Consider the following 17,339-nt stretch of genomic DNA (forward strand, 5'->3'; position numbering starts at 1 on the left):
AGGGTAAAATGACGGCAAAGTAGTCCTAGTCCTCTAGCTTTAACGGCAACTGCGCATACTTCCACGGCATCCGTGCGCCTAGTCTAGGACACTAGATCGCGCCATCGAACAAAGTCAAGTGCCATTTACTGTTGGCATTAAGGTCTACTCCGTGCGTGACTGATCAGGTGGTGGCTTGGGCTGTGGGTAGCCAGGGGCGACCGGCGGCCAGTTCGGTGAGGGCGTTCATGATGTTGCGGCCGTGTGCGGTGGCGGTGGCGAGGTAGGAGCGGATCAGCGCGAATTGCTGCGCCCCGTCGAGGGTGCGTAAGCTCCCGGATACTTTCTGCCGGATCTTGACCATGCGGATCTGCTGTTCGGCGGTGTTGTTGTCGAACGGGGACCGCAGGTCGACCGCGAAGCGTAGGTAGTCGTCGATGCGGTTGCGCATCCGGCGGGCCAGCGCGGTCAGTTTCCGGGCGGTTTTGGACGGTTGCGCCTGGTGGTCCTTGACCGCGACCAGGGCGGCCTGGCGGAACAAGCCGGTCTGCTCCGCCAGCAGACCCGGGTCGATTGCGGTCCGGCCCGCAGCGCGGGCCGTGTCGGCGGCGGCCTTGAGCGCCAGGAGCGCGTCGGTGGCCTGCCCGGGCCACACCTGCCCGGGTGCCAGTTCGGCGGCGGCGGTCAACTCGCGCAGCAGATGCGCGCAGCACAACTGGTGTCCGGCCGGGGCGTAGGTGTCGTACGGCGCCCACGCATCATGCACCGCGATCCCGGTCATCGACCCCATCACCTGCCCGGCGTCGATCCCGGCCCGACCACGCTTGGCATGCACCCACACGAGGGTGTATTTGCCGGTGGTAGCCACGTGCACCCAGTGCAGCCTGCCCGCGACCCGCAGCCCGGACTCGTCGACGTGCACCACGCTCGCGCTGGTCAACGCGTCCCGGATCTGGTCGACGAACTCCGAATCGGGTGCGGCTCCTCTGCCGGGAAGATCATCGCCGCGTGAGCTGGTGTGATGTGTTGGGTGACAACGTAGAGAGGCCCCTTCGGTCTACTTTGCTGGGTGTCGAAGCCAAGCAGGTAGAGAAGGAGCCCGATGGCAGTGTATGCGGAGTCCGGCACGTCGGCGGGGTTCGGCTCTTCCCGGGCGCGGTTTGAGGAGATCGTCGGCTGGCTGGACGGTGCCGACAGCGGCGGGCTGACCCACGCCGAACTGGAGGACCAGCTCACGGTGCAGGGGCGTGAGCTGCTGCGGCAGTTGCAGCAGGATCACCTGGATCTTCGTGCGGTGCGGGAGGAACGGCTGGCGGCTGTCGTCGGCGACGACGCGGTCGCGCGACGGCACGCCGAGCCCGGTCACGCCCGCAGCCTGGCCACGGTGTTCGGGCAGGTGACGGTGGAACGGATCGCGTACCGGGCCAAGGGCGCCGACAGTCGGGTCGTCGCCGACGCGAAGCTCAACCTGCCCGCCGGCAAATACTCACACGGGTTGCGGCGGCTGGCCGCGCAGGGCGCGGCGCGTGGTTCGTTCGAGCAGGCGCAGGCGGCCATCGCGCAGGCCACCGGGGTCAAGGTGGGTAAACGGCAGGTCGAGGCCCTGACCGCGGCGGCGGCCGGCGACGTGGACGGCTTCTACGCCACCGGCGAGTACGCCGGTGTCCCGGACGGTGACGTGCTGGTGTTGACCGCTGACGCCAAGGGGATCGTGATGCGGCCCGAGGCGCTACGGGCAGCCACCGCGAACAAGGCCACCAGCGCCAAGCTGGTGACCCGCCTGTCCAAGGGCGAAAAGCGCGGCCGCAAGCGCATGGCCGAGGTGGTGGCCGTCTACCACTGCACGCCCGCACCGCGCACCGCGGCGGATGTGATCGCCACGCCCGGCCAGCCAGACACCCAGCGCCAGACGGGGCCCCGCGCGGTGGACAAGTGGCTGCACGCGTCGGTGGCCGATGACGCGGCCGACGTCATCACCGCCATGTTCGACCAGGCCTGCCGGGTCGACCCCGACCGGCTGCGGCCGTGGGTGGCGCTCGTGGACGGCAACACCCACCAGATCGACCTGATCACCAAGCAGGCCAAGGCCCGCGACCCGCCGGTGACGATCATCGTCGACTTCGTGCACGTCCTGGAGTATGTGTGGGCCGCGGCATGGTGCTTCTACCGTGAGGGTGATCCGGCCGCAGAGGCGTGGGTCGCCGACCAGGCCCGTGACGTGCTGGCCGGCCGTGCCCACCGCGTCGCCGGACGCATCCAGCGCAAGACCGCCCAGGCCCGGCTGGCGTCCGACAAGCGCAAGAACGCCGACGCGTGCGTGGCCTACCTGCTGGCCAAGGCCCGCTACCTGCGCTACCACCAGGCGCTGGCTGCCGGATGGCCGATCGTCACCGGCGTGATCGAAGGAGCCTGCCGGCACCTGGTCAAGGACCGGATGGACATCACCGGCGCCCGCTGGGGCCTGTCGGACGCCGAGACCGTCCTCAAGCTACGCGCCCTGACCAGCAACGGCGACTTCGACGCCTACTGGACCTACCACCTTGAGCAGGAGAAACAACGAGTCCACGCCCGCCGCTACGCAGACGGCGTCATCCCAACTTGATCTTCCCTTCAGAAGAGCCGTACCCCTCCGAATCCGCGAGGGCGTCCCCGGCGCGGGCGTGCGCGGCGGCGACCGCGCCGACCGACATCGGCACCCCGAACAGATCCACCATCGCCCGCGCCGTGCGCGCCTGCGCCCCGAACAGCGCCTGCTGCAGATACACCGCAGCCGCGTTCACTCTCGGCCCGTACTGCACCGGGGCGTCCACCCCGTCCGGAGCCCGACCCGCGGTGACCCGCCCGCAGCGGCACCGCCGCGACACCATCCGATGCTCGACCACCCGCACGCCGATGTCCGGCAGGTCGAACACCTGCCGCACGGGCCACGCCGGTCACCGGCGCCGCGCCCAGTGCCTCACCACACCCGCCACACCCGGCCGGTTCGTGCTCGATCCGCTCGTGCGGATCAACAACCTGCCGCAACGTGCGGCCCTCATGGCCGGACTGCCCACCCGGCCGCCGACCCGACCGCTCACGCAGCGACTTCGGCGCCGGCTTGGCCAGCCCGTCCGACGACGGCGGCCGCGACGAGTTCGACGAATCCTGCCCCAACCGAGCCCGCAACACCGCATTCTCCGCCCGCAACACCGCGTTCTCCCGCCGCAACCCGGCGTTGTCCCCCTCAAGCTCAACAATCCGGGCCTCCAACCGGGCAAGCCGCCCAAGCAGCTCCACGATGGACGGCGTTCCAGACACCCCACCTGATCCAACCCAGACGGCGCAGGTCAAGCCAACCTGCCGACAGGCACCTGATCAGTCACATCCGTGCTAGCTTCTAGACAAAGTGCTTCATCTCGGCACCCCACCGTGACCTGAAGCCATCCTGTGGCCTAGAATCCTCTTTCCATAAGGGGCGTGCGATTAACCATGGAACCATGCTTCCTAAGCATCCCATTTCGCGGCAATCGATCGGGAAACTCTCCACTGACTTGGGGGCAGTGCTGGATATGGAATTTGGTGGCGTCACGTGCTCCACACTACGCCGACCTGGGTGACAGTTACACCGTAGTAGTTCCGGACATGTGTGATATGAATCAAGTGTCCAGCGCCCTCGCAGCGCTCCTCAACCGCTACGAAACCTTTCGCAGTAGATTCCAAGTCTCCGCAGACGGAAAACCGCACCAGCTAATTCTGGCTGAAGGTCATTTGCGGACCGAGGTGCGAGATGTCGCAGCGGACGACGCCCGCTCGGCGGCCGGCACCGTCGAGGCCGAGTTCAACAGCGTGCCATTCACACTCCCTGAGCTCTCCCTCCGCGCAGCCGTCATATCCTCGGACGGCGTCCCGAAGTACGTCGTTCTCTGTGCCTTCCATATGGCCATGGACTGCCACGGCATGGTGTCCGTCCTGGACGATTTCAGGTCCTTCCTGAGCGGACACCCAGTCAATGCGGAGGAATCAGTTCCCAGCCACATCACGCACCCGTTGGACCGTGCACGTATGGAAGGCGAAGCGAACAGTGCCCGGCGCTCGGCACGAGGCATCCAGTTCTGGGAGCAGGAACTCGCCAAGTTCCCGGACGACCCGCTTCCTTACATCGGGCACCGGCCAGAGAGCCCGCGGTACAAGATGTTCTCGATGCGCTCCGCCGCCGTGCGCGCCGCATCGCTTGAGATCGCCGCGGAACTGGGCGTCAGCACGGCATCGGTCATCCACGCCATGGCTGCGACGCTGGTCGCCAAGCGGACAGGAAGTCAGAAATGCGGCTTCGTTATGGCGGCGAGCCACAGATTCGACGCTGACTCGACGAGCTACGCCGGCACCCTTGTTCAGGGAGTTCCGGTAGCCGTCGACGTGGCCGACTGCAAACCGCAGAAGATCATTTCCCAGACCCATCGCGCGGGGATGCTCGCGGCCCTCGCCGGCTACTGCGACCCCCACGACCTGTACGACGTGCTGCGCAAGTCGTACAGCCCGGAGGAGACCCGGGCACGACTGGCGTGCGTCGTGAACCTTCATCTGCCCGACCCCGCGGGCGCGACGGGACAGCCTACGGCTGGCACCGGAGTCACGCGGGCGCAGGCGGAGCGCCTGCTGACCGAATCCCGGTACGACTATGTCGAGGGGACCACCGTGGAGAACGAGCGCTTCTACCTCGCCGCGCAGGGTGACTCAACGGACTTCTTCATTACCTTGCGGGCCGACACTGCAGCGCTTACCTCAACCGACATTGCAGGCTTTCTACGCGAGCTGGAGCGCGCACTCATCGGCTGCCTGCCCCAGTCTGCCACGGCGACCTCCGGGCTCCCACGGAACGGAGCGTGACAGTCTCCCGTCACTCCGCTCGTGCCACCCTGGCCGTCATCAGAGGGTTACGTGCCCAGGCCCAGTGCGCGAAGTAGCGTGGGTGTTGCGTGATGAGGCGTTCCCACACGATTCGCGCCTTGCGGCGTGGTCGTAGCCGTCGATATTTCTTGCGGATCCAGCGCACCAGGTAGGAGTTGAGGTGAAACCCCTCCGGGCGACCCGACCCTGAGGCACAACCCGAGCACGATCATCGCGGTGACCGCGCCGGTCAGCACCCGCCGCCGGCCATCGACGTATCCGGCCTCAGCCTGCGCCCGCCCGATCAGCTCCGCACCCACAAGCAACGGCCGCAACCGGCCGGTCACCCGCTCATCCAGCACGCCGAACCCAGCCGCGCCGGCGATCACCGCCGCCCGCAACTCCTCCCGCTGATCAGCGGGCTGTTGCACCACACCAGCAGACACCATGGCAGAATCTGCCACCGAAGCTCCTGATCAGAACATGTTGATCTAGTGAGGTGATCTCAACAAGGGTGGGAGCGCTGGTCAGGACGACACGGGCATTGCGTCCATAACGGACAGTGTTGGATATGGGCGTGGAGCCATCAGTAGACAGGTCTTTGCGACAAGATCAGTCTCCGAGAGGGCTCCACGTGATCACGTATTCTGCCAGGCTCGACGTCCCCAGGGAACTCGTGCAGCACGTGGCGCGGCTGTTGCGCGCCGAGCGCCGGGTGGTGGGTACCCGACCGGGCACGCGGGCGTTGACCTGCTTCTACCAGGCGCTTCTGGTGTTGGTGTGGTTCCGTAAGGGTGAGGACAAAACCATCCTCGGGGCCGGGTTCGGGGTGTCGAGGGCGACCGCGTACCGGTACGTCGCCGAGGCCGTGCGGGTCCTGGCGGCGCAGACGCCCACCCCGCCGGTGATGTCCAACCGCTGGGAGTACCAACGCCGTTCAGTTAGGCGTGAGCGGGGCTGGTCAAGGGGTGTGTTGATCAGGAAGTGAGAAGCGGGGTTCCGGTATCAAGGTTTGTCACTCCAAGACAACCCGAACCAGGAACCCCGCTCGGTGGATCAGATTGCCATAACCCGGACGGTCACGGTAGCTGCCGGGCCGTTCGCAGCCGGTCACCTCGGTGAGTTGACCCGCCTTGTGCCGTTCGAGATGGTCGATGACGTTCTCGCCGCGACCCGGCGTTCGCACCGACGAGTTCGCCTGTTGCCAGCCCGGGTCGTGGTGTACGTGCTGCTGGCCGGCTGTCTGTTCGCCGACCTCGGCTACCGGCAGGTGTGGGCGAAACTCGTCGCCGGCCTGCGCGGGCTATCGGTGCCCGACCCCAGCGGCAGCGCGTTACGGCAGGCCCGGCAACGACTCGGCCCAGCCCCGTTACGGGCCTTGTTCGAGCTGCTACGAGGCCCAGCGGCCACGGGTGCCGTCGCTGGGGTGTGGTGGCGGGGCCTGCTGCCGGTCGTCATCGACGGCACCGTCATCGCCGTCGCGGACTCGCCGGCCAACCTCCGCCGCTACGTCAAACACCGGTGCAACAACGGCGGCTCCGGCTACCCGACACTGCGGCTGAGCGCCCTGCTGGCCTGCGGCACCCGCTCGATACTCGACGCCGTGTTCGACCCGAGCACCACCGGCGAGACAACCCAGGCACGGCAACTCGCCCGCAGCCTACGCGCCGGGATGCTGCTGCTGGCCGACCGCAACTACGCCGCCGCCGACCCGATCACCACATTCACCGCGACCGGAGCGGACCTGCTGATCCGCTGCAAGACCGGCCGCAGGCTCCCGCTGATCCGCCACTACCACGACGGTTCCTGGCTGTCAGTCATCGGCGGCCAGCATGTCCGCGTGATCGAGGCCCAGATCAGCATCACCACCACAGCCGGCAGCCACACCGGCGACTACCGGCTCATCACCACCCTGCTCGACCCACGTCGCTACCCCGCCGCCGACCTCGTCCGCCTCCCGGACCCATCTGGACCTGACCCACCTGGCCCCACCGGCCCGAGCCACTCATGGAGACCAGCGAACCCGGCGCCACCCGGGACACCGGCATGCCCACCGACCAAAACACCACACCATCCATCAACCACCAGCGATCTAACCCGATCATGGCCCAGCTATCCGTGGATCCGGGTCAGACGCTGCGAGCCGGCATGTACGTGAGCTGATCGATGTCGGCGCCTGGCCCGCGCGATCGTCGTGCGGGGTCATGTACCGTGAGTGTGACGCTGCTCATCGGCATGCCAGAGTATCGACAAGTCTGGGGGATGAATGCGCCTCGTTACGGACCGCCGCGCCGTCCGGCCGATGGAGCACTTCAGCACCGGCGGCTCAGCTGAACGTCCGTGCACCATCTTGTCGGGCGTGAAGTCGGACGCCCATACGTGGAACTTGGTCTATCTTGAGCTGCTCCTCAGCGAGCGTGGCCACGACGTGGTGAATCTCGGGCCGTGCGTGCCGGTGCCGCTGCTGGTGCGCGAGGCCGTGGCGACGCAGCCGGACCTAGTCGTCCTCGCCACCGTGAACGGCCACGGCCGGTATGACGGGATGGCGGCGGTCCGAGCGCTGCGGGCACAGCCGACGCTGACCGATGTGCCAGTCGTGATCGGCGGTAAACTGGGCGTCTCTGGCCTGGGTCATGCGGCGCTCAGTTCTCCTCTGCTGGCAGCCGGTTTTACGGCGGTCTTCGATGGTGACGAGAAGATCGATGTCTTCCACGCGTTTCTCGACACGATCCGGGTGAGAGGCGTTGCCTGAATCCTTCACACCGCCCAGCTCCGACGAGCGCGCTGTCGGGCGGCTTGCGGCGCGGTCCTTCGGCGCCTTCGTCGCCAGTGCCAATGCGGCCGGCCAGTTGGTCGTGCAGCCGCGAATGGGTTTCCAGGATCCAGGACGGATGAGGCAGGGGCTGTTGGCCACAAAGGCGGCCCGGTGCGTCGCCGTCGGCACCATGACAATTGACAGCTACACACGGGTCGGTGACATCGCGGCAGCCCGGGAGGCGATCCGGATGAACCGGGATCTCAACGGCTATCCGATCAGCGCCCATTCCGAAGTCACCACCAGGGCTGTCCTGGTCGGTTTGTCTGACGCGACCTTTCCGGTCCAGGTGCGTCACGGCTCGGCGGAGCCGCAGCAGATCGTGGATGCGGCGCTGCGGTGCGGGCTGTCCGCAACGGAGGGCGGCCCGGTATCCTACTGCCTGCCTTACAGCAGGCTTCCGCTCGACAGATCCGTACGCAACTGGGCGGCGACATGCCGGATGTTGGCGGAGTCGGGGCAGGGAGACCGCAGTGGGCCAGGCGCGACACGGCCGCATCTGGAGACGTTCGGTGGCTGCATGCTCGGTCAACTGTGCCCACCCGACCTGCTGGTCGCGGTGAGTGTGTTGGAAGCGTTGTTCTTCCACCAGCACGGCCTGCGCAGCATCTCGCTCAGCTACGCCCAGCAGACCCACAGCGGGCAGGACGACGAGGCTGTGCGAGCCCTACGTCGGCTGGCCGCCGAACTGCTGCCGGACACCGAATGGCACGTGGTGATCTACGCCTACATGGGTATGTTTCCCCGGACGAGGGAGGGTGCAGGTCGATTGCTCGACAGCGCAGCCAGGCTGGCTGTCCGCACAGGTTCCGAACGGCTCATTGTCAAGACCCGATCAGAAGCGCACCGCATTCCGACCGTCGAGGAGAACATCGGCGCACTCGAGCGGGCGGCAGCGGTCGCGGACCTCGAGGGTCGCCTCCTTCGGGCGGAGACCGGGATGGGAGGCCACGCGCAGGCCGACAGTGGCGTTTACGACCGCGCCCGCAGTCTGATCGATACCGTGCGCAACCTGGATGGCGACCTGGGGATTGCTCTGGTACGCGCGTTTCGCCTCGGGCTCCTCGACGTACCGTTCTGCCTGCATCCTGCCAACGCGCGCCGCAGTCGCAGCTACATTGACGTCGATGGCCGTCTTCAGTGGAGCGACGCCGGTGGTATGCGGATCCCCGTCGACGCGGCTCCCCGGGTCGAACGCCGGCTCACCTCCTCGGATTTCCTGGCTGCGCTCTCGTACGTTCAGCGCACCTTCGATCAGGACGGGCCGGAGCGGGGCAGGATCGGCACGACGGGTTGACCGTCGACCTGTCACCAGCTCTCGGCCGAACGCCGCCGGTCATCGGTCGGGGTCGAAGCCGGGCAGCCACCGTCCGACGAGGCCGGCGTAGTCCGCACCCGCATCGAGTTGACACAGCAACGCCACGGTGCCCAGAACCACCCGGTGGATGGCCGCATACTCGGGCGGCACCTGGAGTTGCCGGCGTTCCGGCCGGGCAGCGGTGGTCATCCGAGCCGCCTGCTGACGGAGCCAGGAACGGCCGAAGCGGAAGCTGGCCCCGAAGACCAGCTGCAGCGCGGGCTGGAGGTAGGCCAGGAGATCCTCGCTGTCGACCGTCGCGGTGGCCGGCAGGAACCCCGTCTCGCGCAGGGCGGCGTCCGCCGCCCGCCCGTCACCGGTGAGGGTGGCGCGGAGCTGCCGGCCCAGGACGGGCGAAGGCCATTCGGGAGCCGCGCGACGGAGCCGAAGTCTAGGACGCCGAGGCGGCCGTCGGGCAGCAGCAGGAAGTTCCCGGGATGCGGGTCGGCGGGCAGGCCGCCGGCCCGGGCCGGGGCGGCGAGGTGCAGTGTGGTCAGCAGGTGCCCCGCCCGGCCCCGGCGCCGCTGGTCACCGGCTACTCACGTGCCCGCAGTGAAGGCGATCACCCTCAACGAGCCGTGGTACGCGCGCCTTCCCCAGAACGCCGCACCGCACTCCCCGGCGGCGCTGCTCATCGAGTCGATGGGGCAGTCGGCCGGTCTGCTCGCGCTCGACACCCTGGCCCGGTTTACCGAGTCCGGTGGGCGTGGCGAACGGTTGATGCTCGTCGGCACCGTGGCGGACGTCCGGCTGGGTCGCCCGGTCGGGCCCGGTGAGCTCGTCGTGCACCGGGTCCGGCTGCCCCGCACGGTGGGCGAGACACTGTTCTTCGAAAGGTGAGAGCATAGTGGACGGTGGACCTCGCCGGACGTGCCGCCGCCGCTGTCCGTGCGCCCGGCGCGGGCCGGATCGACGACCTGACGGCCGATCACCTACGGCTCGTCCTGGACGGCGACGACGACACGGGACCGGGCGACAGCGCCGCGGCGAGCATCGCCTGGCGCCGCGACGCGCTGGTGGTGCGCTACCGGACGGACGTGATCGACGAGGGGTACGCCCGCCGCCTCGCGGGTTACCACCTCACCGCGCTGCGGCTGCTCATCGAGACCCCCGACGCGGACTTCCGGGCGACCTCGCTGGTCGGCGAGGACGAGCGCCGGCAGCAGCTGATCGACCTGGCCGGTCCGGTGCGCGACCTGCCGGACAGGCACTGGCACGAGCTGTTCGAGGAGAAGGTCCGGCAGCACCCCGACCGGACGGTCGCCGTGCTCGGCGCACAGACCTGCATCTATGCCGAGCTCAATCGGCGGGCCAACCGAGTGGCCCATGCCATCCTCGCCCGTGACCTGGGCCACGAGGCCGTTGTGGCGGTGGTCTGTGAGCGGGACCTGGACTGGATGGCGGCGGTCGTGGGTGTGCTCAAGGCGGGCGCGGTCTACCTGCCGGTCGAGCCGCACTTCCCGGCAGACCGCACCCTCACCCTGCTGCGGCGTAGCGGCTGCCGGCTGGCGTTGACCGGCCCCGGCGTCTCGCTCGACCTGGACGCGGCCACCGTCGCAGACGTGCTGGCGCTGGCCGACGTTCCCGGCGAGGGGCACCCGCAGGACGATCCGCAGGTGCCCGTCGCCGCCGATCAGCTGGCCTACCTCTACTTCACGTCCGGCTCCACCGGGACGCCGAAGGGCGCCATGTGCGAGCACGCCGGCATGCTGAACCACCTCCTCGCGAAGGCGGCGGATCTGGAGATCACCGAGACGGACGTGGTAGCGCAGACGGCGCCGCAGTGCTTCGACATCTCCCTGTGGCAACTGCTGGTTGCACCCCTGGTGGGTGGCTGCACCCGGCTCGTCGAGCAGGAGGTGATCCTGGAGGTGCCGCGGTTCGTCGACACCGTGCTCGACGGCCAGGTCGACGTGGTCCAGTTGGTGCCCTCGTACCTCGACGTGGTTCTGGCCCACCTGGAGCAGCACCCGCGTCCGCTGCCGAGACTCCGCTACGTCTCGGTCACCGGAGAGGCGGTGAAGAAGGAGCTCGTCCAGCGATGGCTGGACCGTTACCCAGCCATCGCCGTGATGAACGCGTACGGACTGACCGAGACCTTTCCGTGGTCCGATGCTGCACGACGACGACTTCACAATCGTCGCGAAGTACGGGTCGGAATATCGCGGGATCGTCCAGTACTACCTGCTTGCCCAGGACGTGTTCCGCCTGGGACCGCTGCACTGGGTCATGGAGACCTCGATGCTCAAGACCCTGGCCGCCAAGCACAAGTCCACCGTCACGAAGATGGCCCGCAAGTACAAGGCGCATCGACACGCCTGACGGAGTATGGACCGGCTTTCAGGTCACCGTGCAGCGAGACCGAGGCAGGAAACCCCTGGTCGCCCGCGTCGGCGGGATCCCCCTCAAACGGCAGCGCACCACCGTCATCGCCGATCTGAAACCGTCCATGGCCACCGTCTGGGGCAACGAGCTGATCCACCGGCTCCTAGCCGGACGATGCGAGCTCTGCGAAGAACGGGTAGGGCTGCAAGTTCACCACATCCGGAAACTGGCTGACCTCGACAAGCCCGGACGGCCGGAACGGCCGTCGTGGATACGCCTGATGGCCATGCGGAAACGAAAGACCCTCGTGGTCTGCCAAACATGCCACCAGGACATCCGCGCCGGACGGGCTACGACCTCCCCCCGGACATGACGACCAATGGAGAGCCGGATGCGGGGAAAGCTCGCCTGTCCGGTTCGGGAAGGGGCCGACGGAAAAAGACCCAAGCCACGGGCACCTCTCCGGCGGCCCACTTCACTCTGTGGGGGCCTGGGGGTGAGATTCCCCCGGGCTACCCAGCAGTGACCAGACGCTCCACAACAGAACGTCACCCCACGTCGGGGCTGGTATACAGCGTCCCCTCCGACCAGATGTAGCGAGTCCCGCCCCAACGGGCCGCTGACTCGACGTCGGGGAAGAAGCCCCGTCCCTCCAGGTTCGCGCTGGTGTTGCACAGCACAGGTACTCCGCTGATCTCCGCGTAGGCAGCGAGGATACGCGCGGTGTCGGTGTCCTGAGTCGACGCGATGGTCTGGAGCCGAGCGGTGCCGTCCAGGTGAACGACCGCCGGGACGCGTTCGGCCCAACCGGGCCGCATGCGGTGCTCGAAGAGCATGTAGGGGTCAGGCGTGCCAGGGGCGAAGACCTCCGGCGCGCGGTCCTCCAGGCAGATGGGCGCAACGGGCCGGTATGCGGCTCGGTTCTTGATGGCGTTGATCCGGTCCTTCATTCGGGCGTCAGTCGCGGGCGCCAGGATGCTCCGGTTACCCAGAGCGCGCGGGCCCAACTCCGCCCGGCCGGAAAGGACTACCACCGGTTCACCCTCGGCGTGCAGGAGGGCGGCCAGCTGACGCTCGTCGCAGGGCTGCACCCGCCACCCATCGGGAAGTGTGCCGGTGATGATCGGCGGTCCACTGTAGACATCCCACTCCAGCACGGTCCTACCGCGCTTGAACATCTCACAGACGGCTGTTCCGATCGCCGCCCCCGCGTCATTAGGGAAGGGCGGGATAAAGACCTCCTGGAAGACCTTGCTGGCCCGAATCGCGGTGTTCCACTTGATGTTGAGCGCGCAGCCACCGCCGAGTACCAGGTTGTGACCTCCCTCCGGGAAGCGGCGTTCCATCACCGAGGTGAGCCGCTTAAGCAAGTGGTGGCCAAGGTATGCCTGATAGGTGGCGATGATGTCCGCGTTGGACAGGCCTGGCATCAGCTCATCCCGGTTCGAAGCTACCTTATCTCCCAGTACGCCAACTTTTTCGGCGGTGATGTCAGGGAACTCAGCGATAAGGTTATCGAAGACGGTAAAGGAACCGGTCTCGACCCGACCTTTGGCCGCGTATGCCATCGCCTTCCCTGCGATCGAAAGATGATGGCGTATCTGCTGGTCCGTCGAGAGGCTGTCGGTGTCGCGCCGGTACGGTTCGAACTGTGCGCAGAAGTCCGCGAAGCTGCTCCCCGTGACGGGCATCAGGGCCGAGACCATGGTTACCTCATGGGTCTTGGCCTGCACCCGGTAGAGGCGCGGCACGATGCGGCCGTCCCAGACCAAGACGAATGCGTCTTCTCCCCGGGCGGCGAACGGGCTTGAGCAGTACGCGCCGAGGAGATGGTTGGCGACGTGGGTAAAGCTGGCATAGTCGTTGAAGCCGTGGCCGCTGAAGGTATGGCGTTGCAGTGGCCCGTCGTCCCCGGGGCTCTCAACGTACGGTGCGACTCGGAGCTGTACCGGTCGGCCACTGGCGTTTACGTCGATGGCGTGCTCGCCTGCGGCGTCCTTCGTGTACCAGCCGTCGACCACGAACTGATCTATGTCGGCCGGCGATAGACCCTCTGCAGCGAGGATTTCAGTCACCCGCCTCAGGTCCCCGAGGGCGCTGTAGCGTTCCCCGTTCTTCAGCTTCTCCATCTCGACGCTGAAGAGAAGGCGACCCTCTTCGATAACGGCAACCGCACCATCGTGCGATGCCTTAATTCCACATATCAGCATTCGGTCAGCCGCACCTTCTGGCCGCATAGCAGCCTGGAGTCCGGCAGGCACGTCAGAAGGCGGGCGGACCGGTCAACTCGACGCACGCCACGCAGACGTCCTGCCGTCTACATCAGAAACAAATACGTCACCCACTCCTGAAAAATTAGTTGGTGACGCAATACTCGGGAAGCGCCAGGACGTTCCCTGACCACAGCCCTACGCAACGAGACGCCGAACTGGACAATGGGGGCGCCGCCGAAAAGAGAGAGATTAAAAAGGCGCGCTTGCATGACGAAACTTCACGCTGAGCCATGGGTTCTTTCCCTCGCCTATAGCGGCCTAAACCGAATCTACCTCGGCACCTGGCGTGCAGCCAATACTCCCACACGAAGATCCGTCAGGTCAATGAGGTGATCTCAACGAGGAAATGCGATTCGAGTCGGATGACCCGCGCATGACGGCCATAGTGGACGGACCTGGTGAAGGCGTTCCTGAAAGCCGGGATCCTCGGTGAGGATCGGCAGCTTCGGGAGACCAACGCTGGGACCCCGCAAGGGTCGATCCTGTCCCCGTTGCTGAGCAACATCGCCCTGTCGGTGCTCGACGAGCACATCGCTGGGCGGCCCGGGGGTCCGGGCTCCAGCCCCGGGCGAGAGGGCTGGGCGGCTGCGGCGTGGTCTGCCGAACTTCAAGTTGGTCCGGTATGCCGACGACTGGTGCCTGATGATCAGGGGCAGCCAGTCCGACGCCGTGGAGTTGCGGGACGAGATCGCCGGGGTGTTGTCGACGATGGGTTTGCGCCTGTCGCCGGACAAGACTCTGGTCACCCACATAGACAAGGGACTGGACTTCCTCGGGTGGCGCATCCAGCGTCATCGCAAGAGGGGAACCCGCCAGCATTTCATCTATACCTATCCGGCCAGGAAGTCACTGAAAGCGATGATGGCCACGGTCAAGATGCTGTGCCGGCAGGTCGAGGTGAACCAGCCGCTGGACGAGCTGATCCGATGGCTCAACCAGGCACTTCGCGACTGGTGCGCCTACTTCCGGCCCGGCGTGTCGTCGGCGACTTTCGCCTATCTCAGCCACTACCTGTGGCAGACGGTATGGCGATGGCTGCGACGGAAACACCGCCGGGCCACCTGGAAGGAACTACGCCGTCAGTATTGCGGCGGTGGCTGGTGGCCGCGCGGGCAGCGGGAACTGTTCGACCCGGAGACGCTGAGCCCGACCCGGTATCGCTACCGCGGCTCGATCATCCCGTCGCCCTGGCCGACCGCCTGACGAGGAACAACACCACCAGCACTATCGGGGCTTGTGGAGAGCCCGGTGCATTGAAAGGTGCACGCCGGGTGTGCGCCGTGAGGCGCTTCGTTGTATCCCTGAGGTTCCCCCGGTAGCTCGGAGACTTTCGATCATGGTCTGATAGGCCGTGAACAGGAGGTTCCGTGCCCGCCCCTCGCAAGTACCCGGACGAGCTGCGCCGTCGTGCGATCAAGCTTTACCGGGAGTCCGACCCCAAGCCGGTGATCCGCCGATTGGCCGAGCAGCTCGGTGTGCATCCCGAGGCACTGCGTAACTGGATCCGCCAAGACGAAGCCGATCATGGTGAGCGGTTCGACCGGCCGACCACGACCGAGGCCGAGGAAGTCCGTCGGCTCCGCAAAGAGGTTGCCGAGCTGCGCCGCGCCAACGAGATCCTCAAAGCGGCGAGCATTTTTTCGCCCAGGAGGCCGACCCAGCCCGGCGACGGTCATGAAGATCGTGGCCGATCTTCGAGACCGGTTCGGGGTCGAGCCGATCCTCCGGGTCCTGGGCGTAGCGCCGTCAACGTTCTACGACTGGCTTGCCCGCGAAGCCGAACCAGGCGAACGGGAACTCCTCGACCGGGGACTGCTGACCGAGATCGTCGACGTGCATGACCGTTCCGGCGCCACCTACGGCTCACCCCGCGTCCACGCGACCCTGCGCCGGCGAGGCATCCGGGTCGGCCGCAAGCGCATCGAACGCCTGATGCGCGCCCACGGCCTACAGGGAGCGTTCCTACGCCGCGGCTGGCGCGGCGGCTCCACGAAGCAGAACCCGAAAGCCACCCCGGCACCGGATCTGGTCGACCGGGACTTCACCGCGCCCGGACCGAACCGGCTGTGGGTCGCCGACGCCACCCGGATCGTCTGCGGCGACGGCGTACTGTGGATGGCCGCGGTCCGCGACGTGTTCTCCAACCGGATCGTGGGTTGGAAGACCTCCGACCGGTGCAACACCGACCTCGTCCTCGGGGCCTGGTAGAAGCAGGTCAACGCCCGGGTGCCCCGACGGGTGCCGCAGGCGCGGCGCTGGGCGTACAGCAGCCGCGCAAGGTGCTGCACGAGTTCCCTCGGGACGTCGACCATGGCACGATAGGCAATCACGTGGAGCCCTCTCGAAGACGTGTTTCTGTCGCAAGGACGTGTCTATCGATGGCTCCACGCCTGTTTCCACTGCCGCCCGGATCGCCGCTTTCGTCCGTGTCGCACCAATCAACCTTTATGCCACCTCACTGCACCTACCCGCGAAACTGGCCACCCACGCCCGCCGGAAAACCCTGTCCATTCCCGACACCTGGCCCTGGGCTGAGGCGTTCCAACTCTGCTGGCAAAACGCCTCGGCCTGCTACCCCTGACCACCTGACCCGCCCACCCCGGCCCTACCAGCGCAAAGATCACCCGGACCGGAGAACCGGCGCCCGCGCAGCGACACGCGCTGACCCCCACCGCAGAGGACAAAACGGTCAAGCCGAAAGGGGTGACCGGAGATCAGAACCCTCTGACGGATCGAGGGTGGCACGATACGTAATCACGTGGGATCCTTCTGGTGAAGGTTTGCTTGTGGTGAGATATCCCTATCCGGGACCCCACGCCCTCACCAGAACCGTCCACTATGGCCGTTATGCGCGTGTCATCCGACTCGAATCGCATTTCCTCGTTGAGATCACCTCATTGAGTAAGGAACTGCATATGCCGACCAATATGGAACCTGCCTTCTGCGTGGAGATCGATGGCGTCTCCCGCTACAGGTCCGCTGCCACGCTCGCCGATGATCCTGCCGGGCTCACCTGTAGCGTTACCGTGGGACTGGAGTGGGCCGCCCACGGGCGGGCGGGTGCTCTTCTCGGGTACCCGACTTTCGAAGCGGCCGCCAAGGAAGTGAAAGCCGGGAAGCATGACGCCCTCCTGGTCGCCGGCGCCTATCCTGAGATCCGGTCGTTCTTCTTCGACCCCGCACTGCGGGCTGTAGAGGCATTCGTAGCCCCGCTTCCCGACATAGTGTTGGCAGCTCCCGCTCATAACGCAAAGCAATCCACTGAATTCACGAAGCTCTACTACCACCCAGCCACCTACAAGCTTCTCGAATCACTCGACCGTGTCAGCCTCATGGAAACCGAGCAGGTCACATCGAACAGCCTCGCCTGCCGCCGCGCAACGGACGACTCGGGCCATGCTGTGGCGATAACCAACGCCACGTGTGCGGAGCACTATGGCCTGAACGTTATCGACGTGCTATCGGCCGGAACTCCCATGAGTTTCGTGGTATTCGAGAGGGGCAGATTACGCGGGCGGACATTTGCCGGGTACCGTAGCCCGGGGGAATCTCACCCCCAGGCCCAGGGCGTTCGCAAGATCGAGGTTTGACCGGATGGTCGGTTATGGGATAGTCACGCCGGTTCCGGTGGGTACGTAGAAGAGCGCGGCCTTCTGGTGATCATTCAGGTGTCTAGGCTGGATGATCGAGAAGGACCGCGCTCGTGGAAGCATCATCGTTGATC

Annotated in this window: 17 protein-coding genes and 4 pseudogenes; 14 read left to right on the plus strand and 7 right to left on the minus strand. The window is 66.5% G+C overall.

The window, feature by feature from the left end; all coding sequences use genetic code 11:
• Positions 1 to 163: 163 nt before the first annotated feature.
• Positions 164 to 937 (minus strand): annotated as a pseudogene (locus tag AB0K35_RS33865) (transposase); the annotation flags it as partial.
• A 144-nt stretch (positions 938 to 1,081) separates the two neighbouring features.
• Between AB0K35_RS33865 and AB0K35_RS33870 the strand changes: the two are divergent.
• Positions 1,082 to 2,581, plus strand: coding sequence for an ISKra4 family transposase (locus AB0K35_RS33870; RefSeq protein WP_363890666.1), 1,500 nt, complete (start codon positions 1,082 to 1,084; stop codon positions 2,579 to 2,581).
• Here the strand turns inward: AB0K35_RS33870 and AB0K35_RS33875 are convergent.
• Both AB0K35_RS33875 and AB0K35_RS33880 read right to left on the minus strand, forming a co-directional pair.
• Positions 2,568 to 2,900 (minus strand): hypothetical protein, encoded by a 333-nt coding sequence (locus AB0K35_RS33875; RefSeq protein ID WP_363890704.1) that lies wholly within the window; start codon positions 2,898 to 2,900, stop codon positions 2,568 to 2,570. The genes AB0K35_RS33870 and AB0K35_RS33875 overlap by 14 nt on opposite strands.
• A 118-nt stretch (positions 2,901 to 3,018) precedes the next feature.
• Positions 3,019 to 3,276, minus strand: a pseudogene (locus tag AB0K35_RS33880) (DUF6444 domain-containing protein); the annotation flags it as partial.
• A 171-nt stretch (positions 3,277 to 3,447) separates the two neighbouring features.
• Here AB0K35_RS33880 and AB0K35_RS33885 point away from each other — a divergent pair.
• The gene (locus AB0K35_RS33885) at positions 3,448 to 4,845 is read left to right on the plus strand and encodes a condensation domain-containing protein (protein ID WP_363890695.1); all 1,398 of its coding nucleotides are present in this window, start codon (positions 3,448 to 3,450) and stop codon (positions 4,843 to 4,845) included.
• A 47-nt stretch (positions 4,846 to 4,892) separates the two neighbouring features.
• On the opposite strand, the gene AB0K35_RS33890 is transcribed toward AB0K35_RS33885, so the two are convergent.
• Complete coding sequence (locus tag AB0K35_RS33890; protein WP_363890669.1) at positions 4,893 to 5,309, minus strand: hypothetical protein; 417 nt, start codon at positions 5,307 to 5,309, stop codon at positions 4,893 to 4,895.
• A gap of 170 nt (positions 5,310 to 5,479) precedes the next feature.
• On the opposite strand from AB0K35_RS33890, the gene AB0K35_RS33895 reads away from it, so the two are divergent.
• The 4 genes from AB0K35_RS33895 (at position 5,480) to AB0K35_RS33910 (ending at position 8,957) form a co-directional block, all read left to right on the plus strand.
• Positions 5,480 to 5,833, plus strand: a complete 354-nt coding sequence (locus AB0K35_RS33895) for a transposase family protein (RefSeq protein ID WP_363890671.1) — start codon at positions 5,480 to 5,482, stop codon at positions 5,831 to 5,833.
• Positions 5,834 to 5,896: 63 nt separating this feature from the next.
• Positions 5,897 to 7,003 carry an IS4 family transposase gene (locus AB0K35_RS33900; RefSeq protein ID WP_363890674.1) on the plus strand — a complete coding sequence of 369 codons (1,107 nt, stop codon included), beginning with the start codon at positions 5,897 to 5,899 and terminating at the stop codon, positions 7,001 to 7,003.
• A 201-nt stretch (positions 7,004 to 7,204) separates the two neighbouring features.
• Positions 7,205 to 7,597: a cobalamin-dependent protein gene (locus AB0K35_RS33905; RefSeq protein WP_363890676.1), complete on the plus strand. Its 393-nt coding sequence runs from the start codon at positions 7,205 to 7,207 to the stop codon at positions 7,595 to 7,597.
• A complete protein-coding gene (locus tag AB0K35_RS33910) occupies positions 7,590 to 8,957 on the plus strand; it encodes a methylaspartate mutase (RefSeq protein WP_363890678.1) in 1,368 nt (455 codons plus the stop codon). The genes AB0K35_RS33905 and AB0K35_RS33910 overlap by 8 nt, the downstream gene beginning before the upstream one ends.
• A 39-nt stretch (positions 8,958 to 8,996) precedes the next feature.
• On the opposite strand, the gene AB0K35_RS33915 is transcribed toward AB0K35_RS33910, so the two are convergent.
• Entirely contained in the window at positions 8,997 to 9,167 is a 171-nt protein-coding gene (locus tag AB0K35_RS33915; RefSeq protein ID WP_363890680.1) for a hypothetical protein, read from the minus strand.
• Positions 9,164 to 9,517, minus strand: coding sequence for an AarF/UbiB family protein (locus tag AB0K35_RS33920; RefSeq protein WP_363890697.1), 354 nt, complete (start codon positions 9,515 to 9,517; stop codon positions 9,164 to 9,166). Before AB0K35_RS33920 ends, AB0K35_RS33915 begins: the two co-directional genes overlap by 4 nt.
• A gap of 43 nt (positions 9,518 to 9,560) precedes the next feature.
• Between AB0K35_RS33920 and AB0K35_RS33925 the strand changes: the two genes are divergently transcribed.
• From AB0K35_RS33925 to AB0K35_RS33940, 4 genes and pseudogenes are all read left to right on the plus strand, one after another.
• Entirely contained in the window at positions 9,561 to 9,857 is a 297-nt protein-coding gene (locus AB0K35_RS33925) for a hypothetical protein (protein WP_363890683.1), read from the plus strand.
• 347 nt (positions 9,858 to 10,204) lie between these two features.
• A pseudogene (locus AB0K35_RS33930) lies at positions 10,205 to 11,164 on the plus strand (AMP-binding protein); the annotation flags it as partial.
• A complete protein-coding gene (locus tag AB0K35_RS33935; protein WP_363890699.1) occupies positions 11,130 to 11,339 on the plus strand; it encodes a group II intron reverse transcriptase/maturase in 210 nt (69 codons plus the stop codon). The pseudogene AB0K35_RS33930 and the gene AB0K35_RS33935, both read left to right, overlap by 35 nt.
• Before the next feature lie 127 nt (positions 11,340 to 11,466).
• Positions 11,467 to 11,715, plus strand: a complete 249-nt coding sequence (locus tag AB0K35_RS33940) for an RNA-directed DNA polymerase (protein WP_363890685.1) — start codon at positions 11,467 to 11,469, stop codon at positions 11,713 to 11,715.
• Between the two features lie 175 nt (positions 11,716 to 11,890).
• Here the strand turns inward: AB0K35_RS33940 and AB0K35_RS33945 are convergent, their stop codons facing one another.
• Complete coding sequence (locus AB0K35_RS33945) at positions 11,891 to 13,579, minus strand: carbamoyltransferase N-terminal domain-containing protein (RefSeq protein WP_363890701.1); 1,689 nt, start codon at positions 13,577 to 13,579, stop codon at positions 11,891 to 11,893.
• Positions 13,580 to 14,257: 678 nt separating this feature from the next.
• Between AB0K35_RS33945 and AB0K35_RS33950 the strand changes: the two genes are divergently transcribed.
• From AB0K35_RS33950 to AB0K35_RS33965, 4 genes and pseudogenes are all read left to right on the plus strand, one after another.
• A complete protein-coding gene (locus AB0K35_RS33950) occupies positions 14,258 to 14,818 on the plus strand; it encodes a group II intron maturase-specific domain-containing protein (RefSeq protein ID WP_363890687.1) in 561 nt (186 codons plus the stop codon).
• A 164-nt stretch (positions 14,819 to 14,982) separates the two neighbouring features.
• A pseudogene (locus AB0K35_RS33955) lies at positions 14,983 to 15,198 on the plus strand (transposase); the annotation flags it as partial.
• Positions 15,199 to 15,289: 91 nt separating this feature from the next.
• Positions 15,290 to 15,823, plus strand: a complete 534-nt coding sequence (locus AB0K35_RS33960) for an IS3 family transposase (RefSeq protein WP_363890689.1) — start codon at positions 15,290 to 15,292, stop codon at positions 15,821 to 15,823.
• Between the two features lie 581 nt (positions 15,824 to 16,404).
• A complete protein-coding gene (locus AB0K35_RS33965; protein WP_363890691.1) occupies positions 16,405 to 17,205 on the plus strand; it encodes a hypothetical protein in 801 nt (266 codons plus the stop codon).
• Positions 17,206 to 17,339: the final 134 nt, after the last annotated feature.

The sequence above is a fragment of the Micromonospora sp. NPDC053740 genome, assembly GCF_040677775.1.
In the GTDB taxonomy this organism is placed as follows: domain Bacteria; phylum Actinomycetota; class Actinomycetes; order Mycobacteriales; family Micromonosporaceae; genus Micromonospora; species Micromonospora alfalfae.